Origin of the sequence: Butyrivibrio sp. YAB3001, assembly GCF_900112195.1 — a bacterium.
GTDB lineage: Bacteria > Bacillota > Clostridia > Lachnospirales > Lachnospiraceae > Butyrivibrio.
Genome location: NZ_FOKR01000011.1, coordinates 80,310 through 101,617, shown reverse-complemented (window position 1 = coordinate 101,617; position 21,308 = coordinate 80,310). Strand labels below are relative to the sequence as shown.

The 21,308-nt window shown below is 38.7% G+C and carries 20 protein-coding genes; 2 read left to right on the top strand and 18 right to left on the bottom strand.

What is annotated here, in order from left to right; all coding sequences use genetic code 11:
* Positions 1-14: 14 nt before the first annotated feature.
* From BM086_RS12590 to BM086_RS12535, 12 genes are all read right to left on the bottom strand, one after another.
* Positions 15-1,274, bottom strand: a complete 1,260-nt coding sequence (locus BM086_RS12590) for an HNH/ENDO VII family nuclease (RefSeq protein ID WP_092327146.1) — start codon at positions 1,272-1,274, stop codon at positions 15-17.
* Positions 1,271-3,391: a hypothetical protein gene (locus tag BM086_RS12585; RefSeq protein ID WP_092327143.1), complete on the bottom strand. Its 2,121-nt coding sequence runs from the start codon at positions 3,389-3,391 to the stop codon at positions 1,271-1,273. The genes BM086_RS12590 and BM086_RS12585 overlap by 4 nt, the downstream gene beginning before the upstream one ends.
* 208 nt (positions 3,392-3,599) lie before the next feature.
* Positions 3,600-3,863: a Mor transcription activator family protein gene (locus BM086_RS12580; RefSeq protein WP_242952196.1), complete on the bottom strand. Its 264-nt coding sequence runs from the start codon at positions 3,861-3,863 to the stop codon at positions 3,600-3,602.
* Between the two features lie 206 nt (positions 3,864-4,069).
* The gene (locus BM086_RS12575) at positions 4,070-4,720 is read right to left on the bottom strand and encodes a 3'-5' exonuclease (RefSeq protein ID WP_092327137.1); all 651 of its coding nucleotides are present in this window, start codon (positions 4,718-4,720) and stop codon (positions 4,070-4,072) included.
* 121 nt (positions 4,721-4,841) lie between these two features.
* A complete protein-coding gene (locus BM086_RS12570; protein ID WP_092327134.1) occupies positions 4,842-5,312 on the bottom strand; it encodes a hypothetical protein in 471 nt (156 codons plus the stop codon).
* Positions 5,313-5,714: 402 nt separating this feature from the next.
* Positions 5,715-6,080: a hypothetical protein gene (locus BM086_RS12565; RefSeq protein ID WP_092327132.1), complete on the bottom strand. Its 366-nt coding sequence runs from the start codon at positions 6,078-6,080 to the stop codon at positions 5,715-5,717.
* Positions 6,081-6,097: 17 nt separating this feature from the next.
* Positions 6,098-7,003: a DUF6017 domain-containing protein gene (locus BM086_RS12560; protein ID WP_092327129.1), complete on the bottom strand. Its 906-nt coding sequence runs from the start codon at positions 7,001-7,003 to the stop codon at positions 6,098-6,100.
* A gap of 66 nt (positions 7,004-7,069) precedes the next feature.
* Positions 7,070-7,435 carry a replication initiator protein A gene (locus tag BM086_RS12555; protein WP_092327126.1) on the bottom strand — a complete coding sequence of 122 codons (366 nt, stop codon included), beginning with the start codon at positions 7,433-7,435 and terminating at the stop codon, positions 7,070-7,072.
* Positions 7,435-8,328 (bottom strand): ParB/RepB/Spo0J family partition protein, encoded by an 894-nt coding sequence (locus tag BM086_RS12550; RefSeq protein ID WP_092327123.1) that lies wholly within the window; start codon positions 8,326-8,328, stop codon positions 7,435-7,437. The genes BM086_RS12555 and BM086_RS12550 overlap by 1 nt, the downstream gene beginning before the upstream one ends.
* Positions 8,291-9,103: a ParA family protein gene (locus BM086_RS12545; RefSeq protein ID WP_092327120.1), complete on the bottom strand. Its 813-nt coding sequence runs from the start codon at positions 9,101-9,103 to the stop codon at positions 8,291-8,293. The genes BM086_RS12550 and BM086_RS12545 overlap by 38 nt, the downstream gene beginning before the upstream one ends.
* 2 nt (positions 9,104-9,105) lie before the next feature.
* A complete protein-coding gene (locus BM086_RS21785; RefSeq protein WP_330391596.1) occupies positions 9,106-9,567 on the bottom strand; it encodes a DUF6462 family protein in 462 nt (153 codons plus the stop codon).
* 400 nt (positions 9,568-9,967) lie between these two features.
* The gene (locus tag BM086_RS12535) at positions 9,968-10,912 is read right to left on the bottom strand and encodes a serine hydrolase domain-containing protein (RefSeq protein ID WP_092327117.1); all 945 of its coding nucleotides are present in this window, start codon (positions 10,910-10,912) and stop codon (positions 9,968-9,970) included.
* Between the two features lie 644 nt (positions 10,913-11,556).
* On the opposite strand from BM086_RS12535, the gene BM086_RS12530 reads away from it, so the two are divergent.
* The gene (locus tag BM086_RS12530) at positions 11,557-14,055 is read left to right on the top strand and encodes an ATP-binding protein (protein ID WP_175560254.1); all 2,499 of its coding nucleotides are present in this window, start codon (positions 11,557-11,559) and stop codon (positions 14,053-14,055) included.
* A gap of 43 nt (positions 14,056-14,098) precedes the next feature.
* Here BM086_RS12530 and BM086_RS12525 read toward each other — a convergent pair whose 3' ends face one another.
* Both BM086_RS12525 and BM086_RS12520 read right to left on the bottom strand, forming a co-directional pair.
* Complete coding sequence (locus BM086_RS12525) at positions 14,099-14,653, bottom strand: DUF6609 family protein (RefSeq protein ID WP_242952195.1); 555 nt, start codon at positions 14,651-14,653, stop codon at positions 14,099-14,101.
* Between the two features lie 146 nt (positions 14,654-14,799).
* Positions 14,800-15,732 carry a DUF1848 domain-containing protein gene (locus BM086_RS12520; protein ID WP_092327114.1) on the bottom strand — a complete coding sequence of 311 codons (933 nt, stop codon included), beginning with the start codon at positions 15,730-15,732 and terminating at the stop codon, positions 14,800-14,802.
* A 141-nt stretch (positions 15,733-15,873) separates the two neighbouring features.
* On the opposite strand from BM086_RS12520, the gene BM086_RS21635 reads away from it, so the two are divergent.
* Positions 15,874-16,005, top strand: coding sequence for a hypothetical protein (locus BM086_RS21635; protein WP_255367817.1), 132 nt, complete (start codon positions 15,874-15,876; stop codon positions 16,003-16,005).
* Positions 16,006-16,033: 28 nt separating this feature from the next.
* On the opposite strand, the gene BM086_RS12515 is transcribed toward BM086_RS21635, so the two are convergent.
* The 4 genes from BM086_RS12515 to cbiB all read right to left on the bottom strand — a co-directional run bounded on the left by BM086_RS12515 (position 16,034) and on the right by cbiB (position 21,244).
* Positions 16,034-18,193 (bottom strand): ATP-dependent helicase, encoded by a 2,160-nt coding sequence (locus BM086_RS12515; protein ID WP_092327111.1) that lies wholly within the window; start codon positions 18,191-18,193, stop codon positions 16,034-16,036.
* 95 nt (positions 18,194-18,288) lie between these two features.
* A complete protein-coding gene (locus BM086_RS12510) occupies positions 18,289-19,065 on the bottom strand; it encodes an HAD family hydrolase (RefSeq protein ID WP_092327108.1) in 777 nt (258 codons plus the stop codon).
* Entirely contained in the window at positions 19,062-20,123 is a 1,062-nt protein-coding gene (locus BM086_RS12505; RefSeq protein WP_175560253.1) for a pyridoxal phosphate-dependent aminotransferase, read from the bottom strand. Before BM086_RS12505 ends, BM086_RS12510 begins: the two co-directional genes overlap by 4 nt.
* Positions 20,124-20,242: 119 nt before the next feature.
* Positions 20,243-21,244: an adenosylcobinamide-phosphate synthase CbiB gene (gene cbiB / locus BM086_RS12500; RefSeq protein WP_092327104.1), complete on the bottom strand. Its 1,002-nt coding sequence runs from the start codon at positions 21,242-21,244 to the stop codon at positions 20,243-20,245.
* Positions 21,245-21,308 lie beyond the last annotated feature (64 nt).

Here is a 21,308-nt window from a genome sequence, read left to right as displayed (position 1 = left end):
TTCGTACCTCCCAATTAACCAACCATGGCTGCATATGCTTCCCAAAAAGCTTTCCTTTCAGCATCCCAGTTATTGCCAGGTGCATGAGCTTCTGTTCTTTCAAGGAAGCCGTGCAAAGCAGGATTGTCATGTTCTGCCTCAGAAAGAATTGCTAATGTGCCATCTTTTTTCTGGCCGATGTGATGAAGCTGATAAGATACTCCATTCGAATCCTGAGGAGCTAATCCTTGTCTCATTCTCTCAAGATTCGTTCGGCCCTTTGCATCAACTTGCATCAAATCTATATCTGTTCGTACCAATGCAGATTTATTGCCTACCATAGTAGACTTTAAATTGGCGTCTTTAAATACCTGATACTCTTCCATACTATGGAATTCTTTGATTACATCTAGAGGATATCCTGTCTCCTGCTGAATCTTTGCATACTGGTTCATAGTGAAGTTTGTCTGCTTTGCTGCTCCATAGAGCGCAGTGCCTTCACTAACGCCACCTACAATTGCTCCCGATATAGCGCCCCATTTAAAACCTTCGCTGGCCGCATACATCCCCTGCTCAAATGCCTGCTCTACATCAGAAGTCTGATATCCAGTTGTTATAGCCGTGGCAGCGCCACCCAAAACAGCAGATGAAAGTGCAAATGCAGTTCCGGTCTTAGCACTAGCCATAAATATCATGCTAACTGCAGGCGCTCCAAGACCTCCTGATACAACTGACACTGTTACACATAAGAGTATAACCCCGCTGCCTATAGCTACGTTCTCAAGCATTTTTTGAGCAGAATCATCATAAAATGTTTCCATCTCCTGCACTACCGTCTGACCATTATCATCTACGGTAAAGATGTAGCGAGAACCCTGGAACATATTATTTAATTCATCGAGAGTGTATCCAAAGAAAATGTTTGATTGTGAGTTATATGTCAGTTCCTCTATATACTCTTCGGAAACATAAATAGCTTCTACATTTTCGACAAAGTATTCATCACTATTAAGCCCGCTCACCACATCAGAATATACTTTATTCTGGACATAAGTAAGTAACTCTTCATCATCCAATCCTGAAAATGATAAGTTCTCAGCATTCGTTGTAGCAGTTTCCGAATGAATTTCTGTCTCTTCTGGTACTGTTTCATCCACATTGTTAACTGCTGTCTCTATTGTCGCAGATTCCTCGGATGCCATATTAACAGCTTCATTATTACTTTCGGAGACTGGTGATGCACAACCAGTCAGAACTAGTACCATACTTAAGATAAGGGCAATTGACTTTTTCATTTATTCTCGTCCTCCTTATCACTTTCGTTGCTAACTGCAGCATCATTGTTTATGTGGTTTTCTTTCTGTTCTTGATCTTTCGATGAAAAAAGAGCAACTAATTCTTTTCTCTTCCATGCAACAAATCCCAGTATAACTATCCCAATTGAAATCGGTACAACAGGTAATTTCGGTGTTTTCCCCTTTTCATCCTTTTTATCATTCATGATTTCTTTTTTCTCATCGTTACCTTTACCTGTAGATGCCTTATTCTCAATGGAGGAATCCTGTCCAACTGTTTCTTTTGGTGTAGACTTAGTATTCTCAGATGTTTGAGCATTTTCAGTGACGCTAGTATTTCCTAATGATGAATCCGTAGCAGCTCCTTCGACACCATTATCCTGTTCAGCTGTCAGCTCAGGTTCTGGCTCCGGTTCCGGTTCTGGTTCCGGCGGAGGTATCAATGTACCATCATCTTCAATAGTTGCACCTAATTCTAGCTGCTCTTGTATTTCTGATATTGACAGCCCAGTAACCATATAGGCCTTAAGTATATTGTCCTTACCTACATATATTCGCTTTTCAGTTGAAGCGTTGTTGTATTGATTTGATACGGTAACTGTATATACCCCTTCTTTGGTGAATCTATCCCCATTTGTCGCACTGCTATTAAATTTAGTATCTTCAGAAAGACCGTCAAACCCATCCTTGAGCACTTCACGTTTTACGTGAACTTTCAGGTACTGAGAATTTGCCAGGTCAATATAAAATCCATTCTCAGTTATTGAACCATTAGAAAGATCCGACCCTGTTGCAGTATCTTTCAAGAACACCAACGTATTACCATTTCGAACCTCAAATTCAAATGCAATTCTGTAGTGATTAGTCTGCGGAGCTATAGTCTTTCCAAACAGTTTTGTTTTGTTATATTTTACGGCGTAATCCAAAGCAACTTCATAATCGCCTTCTTCAAACAAGTCGACCTTGGTCGTAGCATCCGGAGATGCTCCCGCCTCAAGAAAGTTTGTATATACCTGTGGATCAGAATATGTATTGTCCTTATATTTCTGCCTGATCATAAGGACGCCTTTACCAAAATCCATTGTCTCATTAACACCACCAGGCACATCAAATCCCTTATCATAGCCCTTAGTATCAGCAACAATCTTTATATCCGGGTTATTTCTGCATTGATTTATATTTTGCTCCAAATCAAACCACAGACTGATACGATCTCCGTTGTTCTTTAGAAATACTGTTCTTTTAGTCTGTGAGTCAACCACACTATCTGTATAACCACCAACGAAAAATGAGCCAATAGACCATCCAGAGTGCGGATCCTCATTATCTATGTCTTTTGCTCCACCATATGAATCATAATCAGTGCACCTTACTACCTTGCCCATATTCATACGGTTATCATCCTCTGGGACTTTTACTTTTACCGCGGTAGCATCATATGCGTAGAAAGAATATACCTCAGCGTACTTGTGATATTCCTTATCATCTGTCTTTACAAACAATATTTTATTAGTCCCAACTGTCTTCTCAGTCTTATAAGCTATTATTATCCTGTAATAGCAACCATTCATTAACTGTGTGTCCGTAGTAGTATAGAACGACTCAGTTCTAACTTTATCAGTTGCAAATAAATTGGTTTCTGTTTCATTTGGTACCGTATACCATACTTTTCCATCTTTAGATGTTTGTAATACTAATGCACCCTTTAAAATGTCATTATCTAAAGTTATATCATTTATAGTCTTTGTCTTATCATCGACAAAATGTTCCTGCGCTCCGGTAGCATTAAGCATAGTATCATCGTAGGTATATATAAACTGCAAATTACCACCATTAACTCCATAAGACGGCATCCCATCCTTGGTCGTTGTATTAGAAATATCGCCAGAGATTTCAAACGAACCATATGTATTATCCTTAGATGTTGCTTCAGAGCTTTCTGGTGCAGAAAAATCATATTTTGACTTTTCACCAAATACATACGTTACTCCTACAACCGGCTGCTTTGCCGCAGTTTCAGCAGCATAACAAGTTATAGAGTTCGTTCTAAATGTATTTAATGAAATCAGTGGAATAATCATCGCAGCCAATAAGATAATAGATTTTTTCCTCATCATAACTTTCCTTCCTCAAATCCCACAGTACACCGTGGTCTACTTTATTGATGTAAATATATTGCTCCCCAAACTGCCTGTATCTATATATTTTGCTTAATAAACCCTCACTATACATTATAGGCGTTCATAATGATGATTTTTTAAAAATAGTCTAAATATTCCCTAAACATCGTTTGCAGTTTGGCATTTTTACATCACATGCAGTTTTTCAATGCTTTTCGCACTTGATCTCTGCTATAATTTGTCTCACTCTTCTTTCTGATAGCCCTAAAGCTTTTGCCATCTCTGAAGGTCTCATAAGCTCCATGTTTTCCATTATGAATTCCTTACGAAAATCTATTGAATAAAGCTTTTGCGGAAACGTGATATTAAGTCCAGAAAACCTCTTCCAGATCTTCAACGTCGCAGCATCACCAATAAGTTCAGCCAATTCTTTATATACGCCACTATAGCGCTCTGGATTGCTGTTCATTGCCGCCACCTCCTCATCAATATTCAATTGTAAAGAATCCTTTTTGAAAATATCACTTGCATTGTGCCCTGTATTATTCATGTGAAATTTACACTGCCATTTTTCCATAACATTTGCAGTGCAATCCTCCTTTCACTACAGGACATGATTTCTTCGCGAATCAAAAAGGATATTCAATTGTAATGAGGAAGCGATCTATTCCGGTATTATGCTAGTACTATCCCTGCAAAGAGATCTCCCATACAGAAGCTCAGGTGATCAACATCTTCTTTTCTTGCTGTCTCATACCATTCATTGAGTCTGTAATCCGGTTCTGTCTCAAGCTTTGTGAAAAGAGTTGCTGTATTAGCTGCGTCAACAAGGCCATTGTGAGCCCTTCCTTCAGGAGCTATGTTTGAAATATAAAGAGCTTCTTCAAGACTGTATGCTTTCTTTCTCTCCATTTTCTGGCCAAAAATCTTTTGACAGTCAATCCAGTTTGCAAAGATAATCTCGAGCCTATCATCTTCTATTCCCTTTTCAAAGGTTTCATGAATAATTTGCTTTGGATCAGAATTGCTCCAGGAAACGCATCTTACATCATCTGAAGGAAGCCAATCTAAAAACGCTTCAAGCGCTTCTTCAAAGCATGGAGCTGCCGCCACATCACGTCGTGTTATCCCCGTAAGATTCTCTATAAAGTTATCAATCACTCCATATTCAGGCTTAACATAGGTATTGAACTCGTCGACAACTTCGTAATCTTCATCAAGAAGTACTGCTCCAATCTGGATTGTCTCTTGACGATACTTAAACCCATGCTTTCTATATCCTTTTGGAACCATACACATTTCGAGATCAATTACTGCGTGCTTCATAGGAATTCTCCTCTCTGCTTATATTTCATGAGACTACTACCACCCTACATCCTTATCCTAAACAATTTATTGGGTCATAAACCTCTCTAAGTATTCGCACAAGCGTTCCAAACATATATTCTTATGCAAAAGCCATTCCTAGTATTATCATTCCAGCAAATACAACGGCAAGAATTAGAAGTAAAACTATCCAGCCTGTGTAATCAGAATCCTGGTCCAACGCTCTTCGTATTTTTGTCTCCATTCTATTGGCTATTTTTTGTGGAATGCCAGATTCGATATTATCTGAATTTATATGATATCTTCCTGTTATTCTTCCGCCATCATTAAAGTCAATGCAAAAGTTCCACGTTGATATGCCTCTTTGGGACATTACTTCAAAATATGCAACTCCATCCTCAACATAAAAGTCTTCTATTCGGTCTATCCAACATCTTAATGATGCTATAGCAATTTTGCGAAACTGCTTTTCTGTCATTAGTACGTCATAAATCCCTGTTCTTTCATAAGAACTCTTTTTCTTTGGTCTCAAAACAAACCAGATCATCAATCCCGAAAAGGCTAATATTATTAGAATCGCAATGTTCATCATAATATCCACTCTCCTTTCTTCAAGCAGGCTTATTATCGCTCCTATTGTTTTACTTATTTTTCAAAAAAAGTGGACCAGGAAATAATATAATTCCCCAGTCCACTTTGCTCCTCCTGAAATCTGATAAACTGATTCCCTGCATCCTCCTGATGCTTAAAGTGTTCTTCTGTGTTTTTATGATTCAATTATATTGTTGGATTGCGGCAAAATACATATCCGCTTATTCGCCTTTTGTCATTCCAAGTCTCCATTTCATCAAGATAGAAAATATACATTTTTAACCCATGTAAACAATATTTCAAATGAAATACAGGTATTTTCTGACCTTTATATTAAACAAATTCATTATCTTAGCTAAACTGCATTTTTCAAGAAATCAAATTACAGCAAATTACCATTATATTATTCTTCAAACATCCAAAAGCCAAAATTCATAACCGCCGCTATAGCCATGCCAACACCAGCCGTAATCATCCTAGTATTGTAAGGGCTGCTATCCCTGAAGAGATAGCACAGGATCCCTACAGCCAGGCATCCCCAGATGCCAAAGAGTACCTTACCGATTTTAAACATGTGCTGGATGATAAAGGCCATAAGCGCAGTAGCGCCAAATATAATCCAAGATGTCCTAGTTTCAAAACCCATATTTCGGATAAGAAAGGCAGGAACTGCTCCTACCATAAGTGAATTAAGCAGATCAAGCCTGGTTATAAGGACCTTTGCTATTCCAAGTAGTATTCCGATTGGCAGTAAGATTATAGCTAGCATAATATGATTCTCCTTTCTTAAACTGCTCCACAAGCCATATCGTGGCTTACTTCTGACTGATAGTAGCTTCCCATCGTTGTCGGTGCGTTAAATAGTGCTGATAACAAGTAATTCTTTATATTCCTAATCTTTGTAGTGTTGTTCTTCATGCAGTCCATGACATACTCAAGATGCATGTTGTTAAGCTTCAGGAACTTGGACTTAACAAGATTTGTTGGGTACTCGTTCTTGGAAATCCATATAGATGGGTTCTTACAAAGAACTGTTTCGAGGATAAGATCATAGATTCCTTCAACAATTTCCTTTTCATCCGGATATCTTTCAAGCATAATATCCAGGGCCAAATTCTCTCTGATGATTTCTGCGTATGCATTATACTCATCATTCAGTTCCTGTCCCATCGAAGAGATAGGATTAGTATTTATAACTTTATAAGTATTATTAATATTATTATTATTAGTGTCGGATTTGCCGTGGTCTAGAACCCGATTTTCGATTGGTCTAGAACCCGAATTTTCCGTGGTCTTGACCCCGATATTTCCGGGGTCTGAAATTTCATTTTCTTTAGAAGCAAAATTCTTAAGATAAATAACTGTTGGCTTCCCCTGGCCTTGTTTCTTACGCTCTATAAGCCCGTATTCCTCAAGATTCTTGAACAGACATCTGATCTTGTCCTCGCCACATCCCAGCATTTCTGCGGCTTCTGTCTGAGCGAAGTATATATAAGCTCTTTGTAACTCATCAAACCACTTATTTTTCAGGGATAATGACATTCTATCCAGCATAAGGCCATATAATGTCTTAGCAAGGGCGTCTAAATCCCTAAAATAGGCGTTTGTGAACAAAAGCTTAGGTATTCTATAAAAGGCAAGCATCTCCGCTTCCTGACCATTAAAATAGTCAAAAACGATTCTTTCGCTCACTCTTTTTTACCTCCCTTCAATTACTATTATTTCCGTTCTATACTCCTTAGTGGTGCAATATTTGCACTACCCTATGAGTTGAAATCGATGTGCTTTATTAAAATTTTTTACATAAATTCTGCTTGGCTTGCCTTTAATCTGTAGCTTTTGGATGAGACCAATCTCTTCCAATTCGCTCATGCTGTCTATAACTGTATGTCTTGAGAATCCAATATCTTCCTGTAGCTTACTAAGGGGATAAATGATATAAACTCTGTTCTCGTTATCTATCCATCTGTTCTTCTTAGCTTCTGTCATCCTGGATAAAAGAACTGCGTACATCATCTTGGCCGCTGGAGATAGGGAAGAGAAATTCTTCCCCGTCAGAAGCTCCTTGGGTATCTCAACAGAGGCAAACTGCTCTGCTTGTGTGTTATAAAAGTATTCCAGCATTACTTGTCCTCACTTTCGTGTTCCTGTCTCCACTGCTCTAAAAGGCCGTAGATAATTCTTTCTATCTCTGGCTGAGAATAATAAGCCGGAAAGAACTTATTAAGCTTACGTTCTGTGATTGTGAACTTCTTTCTCGCCTGAGGTGTGGATCTTCCCTGAATTAGAATGTCTATCAGCTGTTCCTGAGTAAGTGAATTATCTTCACGGTACTTTCTCAGATCCATGAGCTGTTCCTGCTTAATCATTCCGTTTTCGTGGATATATTCATAAATCCACTGTTGGTATGCTTGGTTGAGAAAGGAAATCTCCACTCCAACAAAAACCGCCAATCTTCCTTCATCAACCATATCTAATAATTTAGGTATTAAATAAGTAAGTCGAATGTATCTATGAACCTGAGACCTATTTAAACTATCTATACTGTCTCCTGTTCTTAACTTCGTCCCTTCAAGGGACGAAGTTGCTTTCCCCTGATGTTTCATAGCATCCATCTTCATTCTCAATGCAAACGCCCTTTCACTGGGTAATACCTCTTCTCTTTGGGAATTTGCGTTAACCATCGCAATAGTTGCATCATCATTTGTCATTTCCTTGATGATTGCAGGGATCTTGCGAAGCCCAGCTCTCTTAGCCGCATGAAGTCTTCTGTGACCGGAGATCATCTCGTAAGTACCTTCGTCATCCGGTCTTACAAGAACCGGAGTAAGAACTCCGCTTTCTTTGATGCTTTCAACCAGCTCATCCATCTTCTCATCATCAACGACTCTGAAAGGATGGTTTTCAAAAGGATATATTGTTAATACATCAAGATCTACAGCCCCCTCGGTGCTTGGAACACCGAGGAGTTCATCTATACTAGATAGCTTTACTTTCTGCCCAACTCTTTGTGCCATTATTCATTACCTCCCTTATGAGTGATGTGTATGCAAATGCCGCTTTTCCTTTAGGATCATATACATACAGGCTGCTTCCTGAAGCGCTGATCTCTGCAGCTCTGATTGAAAGAGGAATCTCTGTATCAAACACGTTTATGCTTGAGGAATAAGCTTCATAAATCTGAGCCGCAATGTCTTTTGCATAATTGGTTCTGTTATCTACCATAGTTATAAGGATTCCCTCAATCTCAAGCTTTGGATTAAGCTGTTTCTTAACCCTTCCTATGGTCTTAATCAGCTGCTGAAGACCCTTTACAGGAAGATAGGCGGCCTGTACCGGAATGAGTACACTGTCAGCGCAAGCAAGGGCATTTATAGTCATCATTCCAAGAGAAGGCATGCAGTCAATTATTATGTAGTCATAGAGCTCTCTGGCCTTATCAACATATTCCTTTAGGATTGTTTCTCTGCTGATCACACCGGTTAATGTAATTTCCAAGCTAGACAGTTCAATGTTGCCTGGCATGATATCAACACCTTCTTCGTGATGGATAAGCCCCTTAGTTACATCCACAGGATCTTCATTGATGATATTGATGAGTGCATTTGCCAGGGAATAATCAAGATTATCCGGCTCTTCACAACCAAGGCTGATTGTCAAAGATCCCTGAGGATCCGAATCAATCATCAGGACCTTTTTGCCTTCTCTTGCAAGTCCAATACCAAGATTTACACTGGTTACTGTTTTTCCGACTCCGCCTTTCTGATTTGCTACCGCAATTACTTTACCCATAATCAATCCTCCGCAAATGATTCGATAAACTTATCGATTTTCTCAGTGTTTACAAGCACAACTCCTTTTACCTTCCTTGTAGCCCCGGCATCCTTGGCCCAGGACTCAAAGGTATGAAGTCCAACTGAATAAAGCTCAGCACCTTCAGCGATTCGAACATATTTCTTTTTCCCTAATTTAATGAGATCTTCAAGATCTTCTATCTTTCTTCTAGCCATATCTGCTTTCTCCTTCTCTTCTACCATTTCAAGTGTATGTTCCTCTATATATGCTTCCACGATCTCCGTATCTACTATGGATGTCTTCCTCAAGGGAATATTGGCTCCAATCTCCTGACAGAGCCTCACAAATCCCCAATATGTCATGCCATACATCCTGGCTCCATCTTCATAAGAGACATAGTTACGGGATCTTCCTTCACAATATTTGTCTAAATTCACTGGTGGTGGTTTTGGTCGATTCATCGTCGGTCCTCCTTTTTGGGTGGCCGAGATGCGCTAGAAAAAAAGAATAAAAAAGGACACATACATTCTTCTTCATTTGAAAAATGTATATGTCCTAATTATTGTTGGAATCTGTTCTTATCGTAATTCTAAAATAACATTTCTACTTTGCTGATTGAGTCAAGTAAATAACCGGTCATTATTTACACGCTTTCAACTGTTCCTCTTTTTGAATCATTTTTGCCACATTTTTGACATCAAATAATGACTCAAATCAGCGAATAGAGCGGAACCCGATTTTGGACAATTTCAGCATTGACCGGTACTGAACACCCCTGAGCTCCACCGAAATCGTTGTACTTCTGATGCACATCTGGATTTCTTTGGAAAAATTTGCCACTCTATTACAACTCAGTTCCCCTCAGCTCACTTTAAGCTCTTGAGCGTCGGGATGTAAATTCCATCCCGCATAGTAATTATTTGCGTCTGTTATCTGAAAAGAATCAAAATCAATATTTTTCCTTACATATCTCATCCATTTGACAAGCTCCGCAGTATAAGAAGCAAGATAGCCGGCTGCAGTATTTCCATAATAGGTTGGAGCATCATATTGCCACATCCCAAAAAAGCCAGCCTTACGTCCCGTAAAGATACGCTGCCTGTCAGAGTCTGAAGTTCTAAAAAATGACTCATTCATCCCTACAGCTTTAAGAACAGTCTCTGTAATATAATCTTCATATTTTTGGCCGGTGACATTTTCAATAATAAGTGCAAGCACATCATAATTGATTGTTGCATATTCATGAATTTGTCCAGGGTTATGAGATAGCTTAACATTGGCTATTTTTCTTACAGTTTCCTCTAAAGTAATTTCCCCTTCGCTGCCCTCCGGAATAAGCGAAATGGTCCATACCGGAATCCCGCTTGAATGATTCATAAGATGCCTGACTGTGACTACAGCATCACAGCTTTTATACTGTGGTTTAAACCAGCCTATATAGTCTGAGACAGGTGAATCCATGTTTATCAGGCCTTCCTTCTCAAGTTTAAGGATTCCCAATCCTGTGAATGCTTTTGTCGTCGATCCTAATTCAAAAAGCGTATGCTCATCTACCTTTTCCCCATCAATATCACAGTATTCCAGATATATGTTTTCATCGCCGTCCATTATTCCTACAGCGACAGCTCTATTATGTGTCATCTTGCAGATTCTGTTTATATATTCCTGTTCATTTTGCAAGGCATATTCTTTTGAATCATAATGCAAAACAAAGAAGATGACTGCAATAATTACCATAATTATCAGAAGTATTCTTCTAAGAATTATTTTGCTTTTTTCCTTAAAACTTATCCTTTTTCCAGTCATACAACCAAAACGCTTTTACATTTAATACTCCGTAAAAGAACCATATGTAGAACACCATAAAACAAAGGTATTCCATACAATCAGCACATGTTTCAATACCTATGTCCAGAAAACAGGATAAATACCCTATCCATGGTACGATTCTCTCTGATTTCAAACAACTTATGAATTATCATACATTTTTTCAGGCAAAATAAAAAGCCATTTTGAAGCATTTTTCAGCGCCAAAATAGCTTTGCGATATTAACCATTGTTCTCCCAAGTGTCTTTCTATAAAATGGCATCTCCAAAAAGCACTCACAATTCTATAAAACCGCGCAAGGAATGTTATCATGAAATTTCCTACCGATTATTTCAATACTATGTTCCATAATGGGACACATTTAATCAACGGTTTAACAATTAGTTTATCAACCAAATATAAACAATTGCTAAACATGGTAATTTAACCTTCTGTATATGGTATATTAATATACGTATCATTATTCAGTTTTCAGGTAAAAAAAATGATCTTTTTCCGGAAAAACCTGGTAATCCGAATATGGAAAATAGTCCTGCTAGCAGTATTTCTCTCTACTAGTTTATTTTGTGCTACCATTTTATTTTTGGCGCACAATACAATCAAACATTTCACACAACAAAGAATGATAGATATAGCAAACTGTGCTGCCGGATCAATCAGTGGAGACAGTCTGAAAAGAATTACCATAAATGAAATTGGCAGTGCAGGATATCACAACATCAATAATACTTTGGCCATTTTTCTTAACAATATCGAAGCAGAATACATTTATGCAGTTCACATAGAAGACGATGGAACCTTTACAATTTCAATCGATCCAACCATGGAAAGTATAGATGAATTTGGCGCCGCAATTGAGACAACAGAAGCTCTTGTATCCGCCAGTAAGGGGGTTGCCGCCGCAGAAGATTACACAACTACAGATAATTGGGGCACATTCTACAGCGCATACAGCCCTGTCTTTGATTCTAACGGCGAAGTAGCCGGAATTATCGGGGTTGACTTTCCCAAGGAATGGTACGACGATCAGGTCAGAGAGCAATACACAAAAATTCTCATTTCATTTATGATTATTCTTTGTATCAGCATGCCAATTATAGTGGCAATGTGTCTTTTTACCATACGAACTATAACTAACCCCATAAATCAATTAACAGAAATAGCATCTAAATATCAAAAAGGCGATTTCAGCCAGCCCATCCAAGTATATGAAGAGGAAAAAATGGGTATTCTGTCTAACGCCTTGCAGTCCATGTCTTCTTCTCTCACCGAACAGATTACAAAAGCTGAAGAAGCAAGTAAAGCCAAAAGTAACTTCCTGGCAAATATGTCCCATGAAATCCGAACTCCTATAAATGCAGTTCTTGGAATGAATGAGATGATCCTGCGTGAATCCACAGAACCGGAAATCCGCTCCTATTCCGAGAATATTAAATCTGCAGGAATGACCCTTCTGAACATCATTAATGATATCCTTGATTTTTCCAAGATTGAAGCCGGCAAGATGGAAATCACAGCCGTTGAATACGATCTTTTAACTGTACTAAACGACCTTGTAAACATGATCCGACCTCGTCTTGATGCCAAAAAACTGGAACTAAAGCTTGATTTTAACCCGGACATTCCAAAAAAACTCTACGGAGATTCAAAAAGTTTAAAACAGATCATAACCAACATCCTGACAAATGCTGCCAAATACACGGAAGAAGGCTCTGTCACCTTCACAATGAGCTTTAAGAAGCCGGAAAATGATCCTGACAGCATTGTTCTTTTAGTGTCAATAAAGGATACAGGCATTGGAATCAAACCTGAAGATATAAAAAAGCTCTTTTCCGAATTTGAACGTATTGAGGAAAAGAGAAACAGAAATATCGAGGGAACCGGCCTTGGAATGAGCATTACCAAAAGTCTTCTTGGTATGATGGGCTCTACTTTAGAAGTAGAAAGCACCTACGGAGAGGGCTCCAACTTCCATTTTGCCCTTAAACAAGAGGTCAGAGGCACTGAGCTACTCGGAGATTTCAGCACCCAGCATCTCCCTGCCAATAGCAAAGAGAATTTTTACAAAGAGAAATTCACCGCTCCTATGGCCCGCATTCTTGTTGTAGACGACAATCCTATGAATCTGCTTGTGTTCAAAAATCTTATCAAACAGACTCTTATTGACACAGACACTGCATCCAGCGGCGATGAGGCTCTTGCAATGATGCGGGATAAAAAATATGACATAATTTTCCTTGATCATATGATGCCAAATAAAGACGGTATAGCAACGCTTCATGAATTAAAGCTAGATGACGATAATCCAAACCTTAATAGTCCGGTGGTATGCCTTACAGCTAATGCAATCTCCGGTGTCAGAGAGCAATACATTTCTGCCGGTTTTGACGATTATCTAACCAAGCCTATAAAGACGGATGTTCTCGAAGATATGCTTATCAAATATCTTCCTTCGGACCTGGTTGAGCTTACAAAAGACACTACGGAAAACGCTAAAAACGGGTCTATAACAACTACTCTTCCACTTTCTGAAGAACTATCTTCACTGCAAGATCAGGATCTGATAGATTCAAAAGCCGGAATAGCAAATAGTGGCGACGAAAAATGTTTTTTGTCTATGCTTGAAATATTCTCAAATAACGCAGATACGAGCCTGGCGGATCTAAACCGCTTCTATTCTGGTGAAGACTTTGAGAATTACACCATAAAGATCCACGCTCTTAAAAGCTCAAGCCGAATCATAGGCGCTCTTGGGCTTGCTGATGATGCCCAAAATCTTGAAAATGCCGGAAAGGCCGGAGATTATGACATAATCCGTAAAAATCACAATGATTACGAGCAGAAATTCCGACAGGTAACAGAATTAGTCCGTCAGTTACTGAATAAACAAAATCAAAGCAAAACTATACAGCCTGTAGCCTCATCTATCCTTGTCGATGAGGCTTTTGCCCAGATTAAAAAAGCCGCACAGGACATGGACTATGACACCCTGGAAGCTGTCTATAAAGAAATGTCTGAATACACAATATCTGAAAATGTCGCACCTTTGTGGAATCAGGTACTTGATGCCTTCCACGCCATTAATTACGAAAAGATCATAGATTTGCTCTCTTCATACTAATCTTCTTTGTGCTGAAGCTTTATCCCCATTTTCCCTTCATATTTCATTCAGCAACACATAATTTTCTTGGTACAAATTTCGAAGGCTTTGAGAAAAAGAAAAGATATATCCCAAACAGTATTTTAACTACCGCATCAGCAATAACAATCCAAACAAGAGGTATATCAACAGCTGCATAACCGACTACGGATATAATAATACATGTTATTCCAAGCATTATCATGCTCCAACCATGAATTACAAACCATAACAAGAAATGAATTCCTGTTGCCAAAAGAACTCCGAGCCATATAAGCCTCCAATGCCAACCGGGGATAAATGGTCCTGCTATAGCAAACATCAAAATAAACAGAGCTGCTATGCTCATGTATATCATCCTGATCTGGAATTGTGAAATACTTCCCTGTGAAAGTTTATTCCTCAGTTTTTTATTAACATTCACTCCAAAAAAGCAGGCATAATATCCGGCAAGAAATATAAATGGATTAACCAGAAAACTCCCACCAAAAACAGCAGCTATGATTAAAACAACACCTATGAGCATTAGCCAAAGTCCACATTGCTTCTTGTGATTAAATTCAAGTACTTCTTTCATCATTCTCCACACCCCTTCTTTACTTCAATATTCATACACACCTCACCCCGTAAATATAAAAATAAAAGTTTCTAAAAATATAGTATACTGTTTTGAATTCTTAAAAAATAGTCCTAAATGGGCAAAAATTTACCCTATATTTCGCAAATTTACAGAAAATCAAATGTCAATTGCCCATCAATCCAACTCTTTTGCTCAAGCTGATGGATTTCGTCTTCAGGTCTTACATGTCCTATTAAAAGTGGTGACATTGGATCATGATTATCATGGTTTTGCATGACAGTCTTGTAATCATAGTTGGCATAGCAATACTTGCACATATGAAGGCATGTATTGTACATTCCGATATCATTTCCAAGAAAACACTTGCAGGATTCTCTTGCATTTTTTATTTTCGGAAAATTCATTGTATTATGCAAAGCCTTCTCATAAATAGCCTGAGTCATGCAACCGCTACAGTCCGCTCCAAAAGCTTCCAGCTCATTTCCTTCTGCGCATGGACGAAGAACCATGCCGTGCTCTCTTGCAATTCGCGCCATATTTTCACCAAGGTAGAGCCTATCCGCTTTTTCCAAAACCTTTGCTTCAGGAAAGTTCTTTTTTACCTTCTGATAGATATCAATAAAACTAATAACGCTAGTATTTGTGTAACCATCAAGAGCTGCGGCTATCTTCTCAAACATCTCCAAATGATAGTCCCTGGTGTATTTGTCGTCTAGAAAAATAGGATCATACCGCCAGCCCATGGAATCAATTCCCGCAAACTCAGAAAATCTCTTAAAAGTTTCAATGACATCTGTTATCTTGGGAACATTTGGCTCAATATCCCTTCCATAGCCTGTGATTGTCACGTACCAGTACATACCATAGGGCCGTAAAAGATCTAAATATTTGAGCATTGGCTTAGGATTCTTGGAGCAAAAGCTGATAAGATCCACCACTGACGGATTAAGCGTAAGCTTTGTAATATATGTCATATTGTAGGGATTTCGCACATAAACAAAGCCTTCCTTAAGCCTATTTGCAAACCAGTCAGCATAAAAAGCCGGAATATCTGTGCGTGAACCTGTTTGTATTATCATTTCATAAATCTCCCTGAAAAATCATCGGGTTTTGCAACTTACCCTTCGAAAATTACAACTTACCTCAAATTCTATTTTGCATAAGTATATTCTACAGTATCATCCAACTATAAAAAAACAAAAGAAAGGACACGAGAACAAATGAATTCAATAGAACTTAAAAATCTCACAAAGCGATATGGTAAATTCTTTGCTGTAAACAATCTCAGCTTTGAAATAAAACAGGGTGACTTCGTCGAATTTCTTGGAGTTAACGGAGCAGGAAAAGACTAAAGCACTCAAAGGCTTCAAAGATGAATAGTTAATCTACCGGCTTAAGGCGCACTTTCATCGCAATCTGTCTTGGCGTGGGCATAGTGTCAAACTGTACCAGGTAGCTCTCTTCTTCAGTATCAATATCAAGAATTGTACCTGCTCCAAGAATGGCGTGTTCCACTCTCTGCCCCTTTTCTAAGAAGTTAAGTTTTTCTGCGCCTTTAAGATGCCTGCTTTCATTTGCTATATATTTCCTGACTCTCTGCATCATTTCCTGCGAAGGCTCCTGCGTAAACTCAAGGCACTTTTCATCAATATCCATGATAAAACGTGATGGATATCTTGGTATTCCTTCAAAAGTCTGCCCACCTGCCTCAGATAAAAACAACCTCTTCTGAGCACGTGTCATCGCAACAAACGCAAGTCTTCTTTCTTCCTCCATCGCATCAAGCGAATGGATTTTCCTCGAAGGAAAAATTCCCTCATTCATTCCGCAAAGAAATACATACGGAAATTCCAGTCCCTTGGCGGCATGAACAGTCATCAGCCTCACCTTATCGTTTCCTTCAATGTCTGAGTCAGCATTAGTAAATAAAGCAATATGTCTAAGATAATCCTCAAGCCCTACTTCTTCACCACAAGTTGTCTCATATTCAAAAACAGACTGCTTAAGCTCTGCCAGGTTATCAAGTCTATCCTGAGCACCTTCTGTCCTAAGCATTTCTTCATAGCCGGAATCTTCCAATACTTTAGTAAGAAGCTCTGAAACAGGCATTCCTTCATAACTATTTGCATACTTTTCTATAATATTAATAAAGCTCTTTGCTTTAGTCCCTTTTATTGGCTCATTTTCAAGATTTTCACCAAGTGCCATATATAGAGAACAGCCGTTGTCAGCGGCATATTTCTCAAGAAAAGCCATTCGTCTTTTCCCAAGATTTCTTTTAGGAACATTGACTATTCGTCTGAACGAAACATCATCCCTATAAAGTATCATCCTTAAATAACAAAGAGCATCTTTGATCTCCATTCGTCCATAAAACTGAACCCCGGAGTAAATCGTATATGGTATCTTCTCCTTGATGAGACCTGTTTCTATCGTCCTTGTAACATAATGAGCCCTGTACAAAACAGCCATATTCCTATATGGAACACCCATACCTTTCAGAACAAGCATCTGACCTGTTATCCAGTCAGCCTCATCCGCAGTATTAGGCGCAAAATGACATAACACACTTTCTCCACTCTCATTCTGGGCTATCAAGCTCTTTTTCAGTCTCTGACTATTCTTGTCTATGAGACTATTACAGGCTGCAATGATCTGAGGTGTAGACCTGTAGTTGTCATTCATATAAATAGTCTTAACATTAGGATAACTCTGGTCAAAGCCAAGCAGAAAACCAACACTTGCCCCTCGCCAGGTATAAATAGTCTGATCAGGATCACCGACAATAAAAAGATTCTTATGGTACGAAGACAATACATCCATAAGCTCATACTGAAGGCCATCAATATCCTGAAATTCATCGATCATTATATATTCAAGACGCTTTTGCCATTTAAGCCTGATATCTGCATGTTCACTAAACATATACAAAGTAAATTTGATAAGGTCATTATAATCAAGGCCAAAGCATTTCTTTTCCTGATAAAGATAGCCATAGAAAAGAATATCGTCCACCTTTTTAGCGTTATCATATTTCTCTTTGAGCGCATCAACAGACATATTCAGCATATCCAGATAATACTCCGGTTCATCCTTACATTTACGGATTTCAAACATATCTCTCGCTGAACTAAACGTCTTATCACGCAAAGAAAGGCCTCGCTCCTCATAGATAATTTTCAAAATGTCGTCTATATCTGAATTATCCAATACCAGAAAACTCTTAGGATACTGAAGCGCATGGGAATCTTCCTGCAGAACCGAAACACAAAAGCCATGGAATGTATTGATATAGCCGGTATCATTATCACCGGTCAAAAGATGTATTCTCTGTCGCATTTCATTGGCTGATTTGTTGGTAAAAGTAACACAAAGAATATGCCCCGGCATAATGCCAAGCGCATTTACAAGATAAGCAAATCTATATGAAAGAGCTCTTGTCTTGCCACTTCCAGCTCCCGCAACTACTCTTATATACCCTTCTGTACTTGTAACAGCCTCTTTCTGTGCCTCATTCAGCGTTTCTAATAGTTCCAGCATAAATTCTCCCTGCTATCTGCAAACATGTATTCGAACACATTATATCAAACATCAGTTTGATTACGCTACGCTAAATTTAAAAAAATCGTAGAAAATCAGATAAGCTTTAGCTGTTTCATCGCGTTCCATATTCCGTCATCCTCAAGATATGTGGTAACGATGTCAGCCAGGGCTTTTGTTTCATCGGAGGCTCTGCCCATTGCCACAGCCGTACCTGCTGTAACAAGCATTTCCTTGTCATTTATGCTGTCTCCAAATGCGACGGTATTCTGAGGGTCTTCACCAAGCAGTTTACATATTTCCAGGATACCTGTCCCCTTGTTGATTCCCTTTGGAACCATTTCTAAAATCGTCTCTGTATGAAGCATAAAATCATACAGGTCAGACAATTCTTCAAAGCATTTATCCCTTGTTTCTACCGGACAGATTGCTGATAACTTGTTCATCTCCCAGTTTCCCCAGTTTTCATCAATGCCAAGAAGCTTATCTCCCATCTCTTTCATGACTTTTTCACCATACATATCGCCTTCAAAATCGCTACGATTCATATAAAGATAAGTAGGTCCTTCAAGAATCGGCTTGAAATGATATTTCCTCATGGTCTCAATTGTCCTGATGCTCTCATCCCTGCTTACCAGCCTGTTAAAAATAACTTCATCATTATACTCGATCATGCATCCGCATGAAGACACTATTCCATCAAAGCCCAGTGACAATAATTCCTTGTTGTAAACAAAAGCCCTAGCCCTTCCTGTGTTGATAAAGCATTTATGCCCATTTCTCTGAGCAAGGCTGATAGCTTCCTTCGTGCTGTCAGGAATGTAATTTTTGTAATCCCATATGGTTCCATCAATGTCAAAAAATAAAATCATATCCTATCCTTATTACTATTTATATATTCTTTTAATTCACAAAGTCTGTGATAACCGGAAACAGATATTCTGAAATATCCTTTGCCCAGTCCGATAAAATTCGAACAGTCTCTAATAAGTATCTTCTTATCAAGGAAAAGACTGTACAGATCAGCCTTTGATTCTATCAGAACAAAGCACGTATCCGACCTTAATACCCTAAATCCACATTCAGCCAAAAGTTCAGAAAGCTTTGTACATAGCTCTTTTACCGTATTCTTAGTATTCTCGACAAAATCTGTCTCAAGGATACACTTTGCGCAGGCATATCCGGTATTCTGCGCAAACACAGACATATTCCACTCCGGCAAAAATCTCTGCAGCTTGCTAATGTTCTTACTGTCAGCCATAGCATAACCAACGCGGATTCCGGGCAGTGAGAACAGCTTTGTATATGCATTGACAATAAATAGCTTTGGCGTATCGCCAATATATTTCAAGGCGCTTTCTGCTCCGTCTGTCAAATGCAAAAAACACTCGTCTATTATAATCCAGGTATCTGTCTCTTTGCACCTGTCAATTATATGTTTCAGAACATTCCTGTCAACCGCTCTTCCCGTTGGATTATTGGGATTTGCAAGCAATATCAGATCTGTATTCTCAGTTATCTCAGAAATAATATCATCTGTTATGCAAAAATCATTATCTTCTTTACATAGATATTCATGGATTTTAACCCCATCAAGTGCATTCAAAGCATGTCTGTAACCAAAAAAACTCGGAATTGGAAGGAGGACATTCTTTGGCGCTATCAATCTTATAATTGACATGAAAAGCTCCGATGCTCCATTTCCGCCAATAACATTGTCTTTTGTCAGATAATCTTTTCCTGCAAGCTTATTCTCTGCCCTTGCAACATACTCCCTAAATCTTTGCTGTGAAATGTCCGGATACCTGTCCACTTCAGATATAGAATCAATGAGCGCATCCTTCACATCTTTGGGACAGGGAGTAGGATTAAGATTTACTGAAAAATCGTATTCAACTGTTTTGTCATATATTTCTCCGCCGTGAATCACAACCGCTCCTTTATATCCAATAACTTATAGGTAAAAAATGTCACACATTGCAGCACAACATTATTTAATAATAATTCTCTACTATATAGCGCAACCACATAGTAAAAAGCATTACTTCATTAGACAACAAATTTAACGATTGCCCACAGTGCAAGCAATGTCAGCCCGCAAATATATTCCGTCAGATACATAAGCCTGCATGCGCGCTTGATGTCATCTGTCTCAATCGCTCTTATCGGATCCCCGATATATGGTTTTTTAACAATTTTTCCAAAATAGCTTGCATCGCCTGCAAGCCTTACTGACAGCGCCCCTGCACATACACTCTCTGTCTGAGCCGAATTAGGGCTCTTGTGATTGTATCTGTCTCTTTTAAATATTTTTATAGCTCCGGAAGCTGAATAATCCTTACCTCCAAAAAAAGCCGCAATTATCATAAACACAGCGCTGGCTCTTGCAGGCAGATAATTTGCTACATCATCAATTTTAGCCGCTGCCTTTCCAAAATACTCATACTTGTCATTATGGTATCCCACCATTGAATCCATAGTATTTATAGCCTTGTAAATAAGCCCAAGGACTGGTCCTCCAATAAATGTATAGATAAGTGGAGCAATCACACCGTCAGAAGTATTCTCGGCAACAGTCTCAACTACTGCCTTTGTCACTCCCTCTTTATCCAAAGAAGCAGTATCTCTGCCAACTATCATAGATACTGCTTTTCTTGCATCCTCAATTGTTCCGGTTTCAAGAGCCTTGTACACTTTCATGCTCTCATCCTTAAGGCTCTTTGCCGCAAGAATATAACACGTAAGAACAGCTTCCACCACAATGCCCAGATATTTATTGATAAAATATGCCCCAAAGCTGACTATAAAAGTAACAATCGCAGTTATCAAGATCACTAACGTTGCCATCAGTATTCCACGCCTCTTCTCCTTTTGAAGATCACGCTTTTCTTGAATATTTTCTTTATTTTCAATATTTCCCAAAAGCTTTTTATCCAAAAAACTGATCAGATTACCAATAAGTCTTATTGGATGAGGAATATTGTATGGATCCCCGATTATCCGGTCCAGACAAAATCCTATTGCAAAAGCAATTATATGATTATTTACCACCGTTTATTATTGATCCTTTCTATGGTACGTTATTTCGTTTTAAATCGTGAACTGTTTGTGATAT

Excerpts from the sequence above, each read along its gene's own strand:
- BM086_RS12555 (WP_092327126.1), bottom strand. The coding sequence starts at position 7,435 with ATGCTGGAATACTTTTATAACACACAAGCAGAGCAGTTTGCCTCTGTT.
- BM086_RS12515 (WP_092327111.1), bottom strand. The coding sequence starts at position 18,193 with ATGCTGGAACTATTAGAAACGCTGAATGAGGCACAGAAAGAGGCTGTT.
- BM086_RS12530 (WP_175560254.1), top strand. The coding sequence starts at position 11,557 with ATGATAGATATAGCAAACTGTGCTGCCGGATCAATCAGTGGAGACAGT.
- BM086_RS12585 (WP_092327143.1), bottom strand. The coding sequence starts at position 3,391 with ATGATGAGGAAAAAATCTATTATCTTATTGGCTGCGATGATTATTCCA.
- BM086_RS12525 (WP_242952195.1), bottom strand. The coding sequence starts at position 14,653 with ATGATGAAAGAAGTACTTGAATTTAATCACAAGAAGCAATGTGGACTT.
- BM086_RS12565 (WP_092327132.1), bottom strand. The coding sequence starts at position 6,080 with ATGCTAGCTATAATCTTACTGCCAATCGGAATACTACTTGGAATAGCA.
- BM086_RS21635 (WP_255367817.1), top strand. The coding sequence starts at position 15,874 with ATGAATTCAATAGAACTTAAAAATCTCACAAAGCGATATGGTAAATTC.
- BM086_RS12520 (WP_092327114.1), bottom strand. The coding sequence starts at position 15,732 with ATGATAATACAAACAGGTTCACGCACAGATATTCCGGCTTTTTATGCT.
- BM086_RS12510 (WP_092327108.1), bottom strand. The coding sequence starts at position 19,065 with ATGATTTTATTTTTTGACATTGATGGAACCATATGGGATTACAAAAAT.
- BM086_RS12580 (WP_242952196.1), bottom strand. The coding sequence starts at position 3,863 with ATGAACAGCAATCCAGAGCGCTATAGTGGCGTATATAAAGAATTGGCT.
- BM086_RS12545 (WP_092327120.1), bottom strand. The coding sequence starts at position 9,103 with ATGGGTAAAGTAATTGCGGTAGCAAATCAGAAAGGCGGAGTCGGAAAA.
- BM086_RS12575 (WP_092327137.1), bottom strand. The coding sequence starts at position 4,720 with ATGAAGCACGCAGTAATTGATCTCGAAATGTGTATGGTTCCAAAAGGA.
- BM086_RS12570 (WP_092327134.1), bottom strand. The coding sequence starts at position 5,312 with ATGATGAACATTGCGATTCTAATAATATTAGCCTTTTCGGGATTGATG.
- BM086_RS12535 (WP_092327117.1), bottom strand. The coding sequence starts at position 10,912 with ATGACTGGAAAAAGGATAAGTTTTAAGGAAAAAAGCAAAATAATTCTT.
- BM086_RS12590 (WP_092327146.1), bottom strand. The coding sequence starts at position 1,274 with ATGAAAAAGTCAATTGCCCTTATCTTAAGTATGGTACTAGTTCTGACT.
- BM086_RS21785 (WP_330391596.1), bottom strand. The coding sequence starts at position 9,567 with ATGAATCGACCAAAACCACCACCAGTGAATTTAGACAAATATTGTGAA.
- BM086_RS12550 (WP_092327123.1), bottom strand. The coding sequence starts at position 8,328 with ATGGCACAAAGAGTTGGGCAGAAAGTAAAGCTATCTAGTATAGATGAA.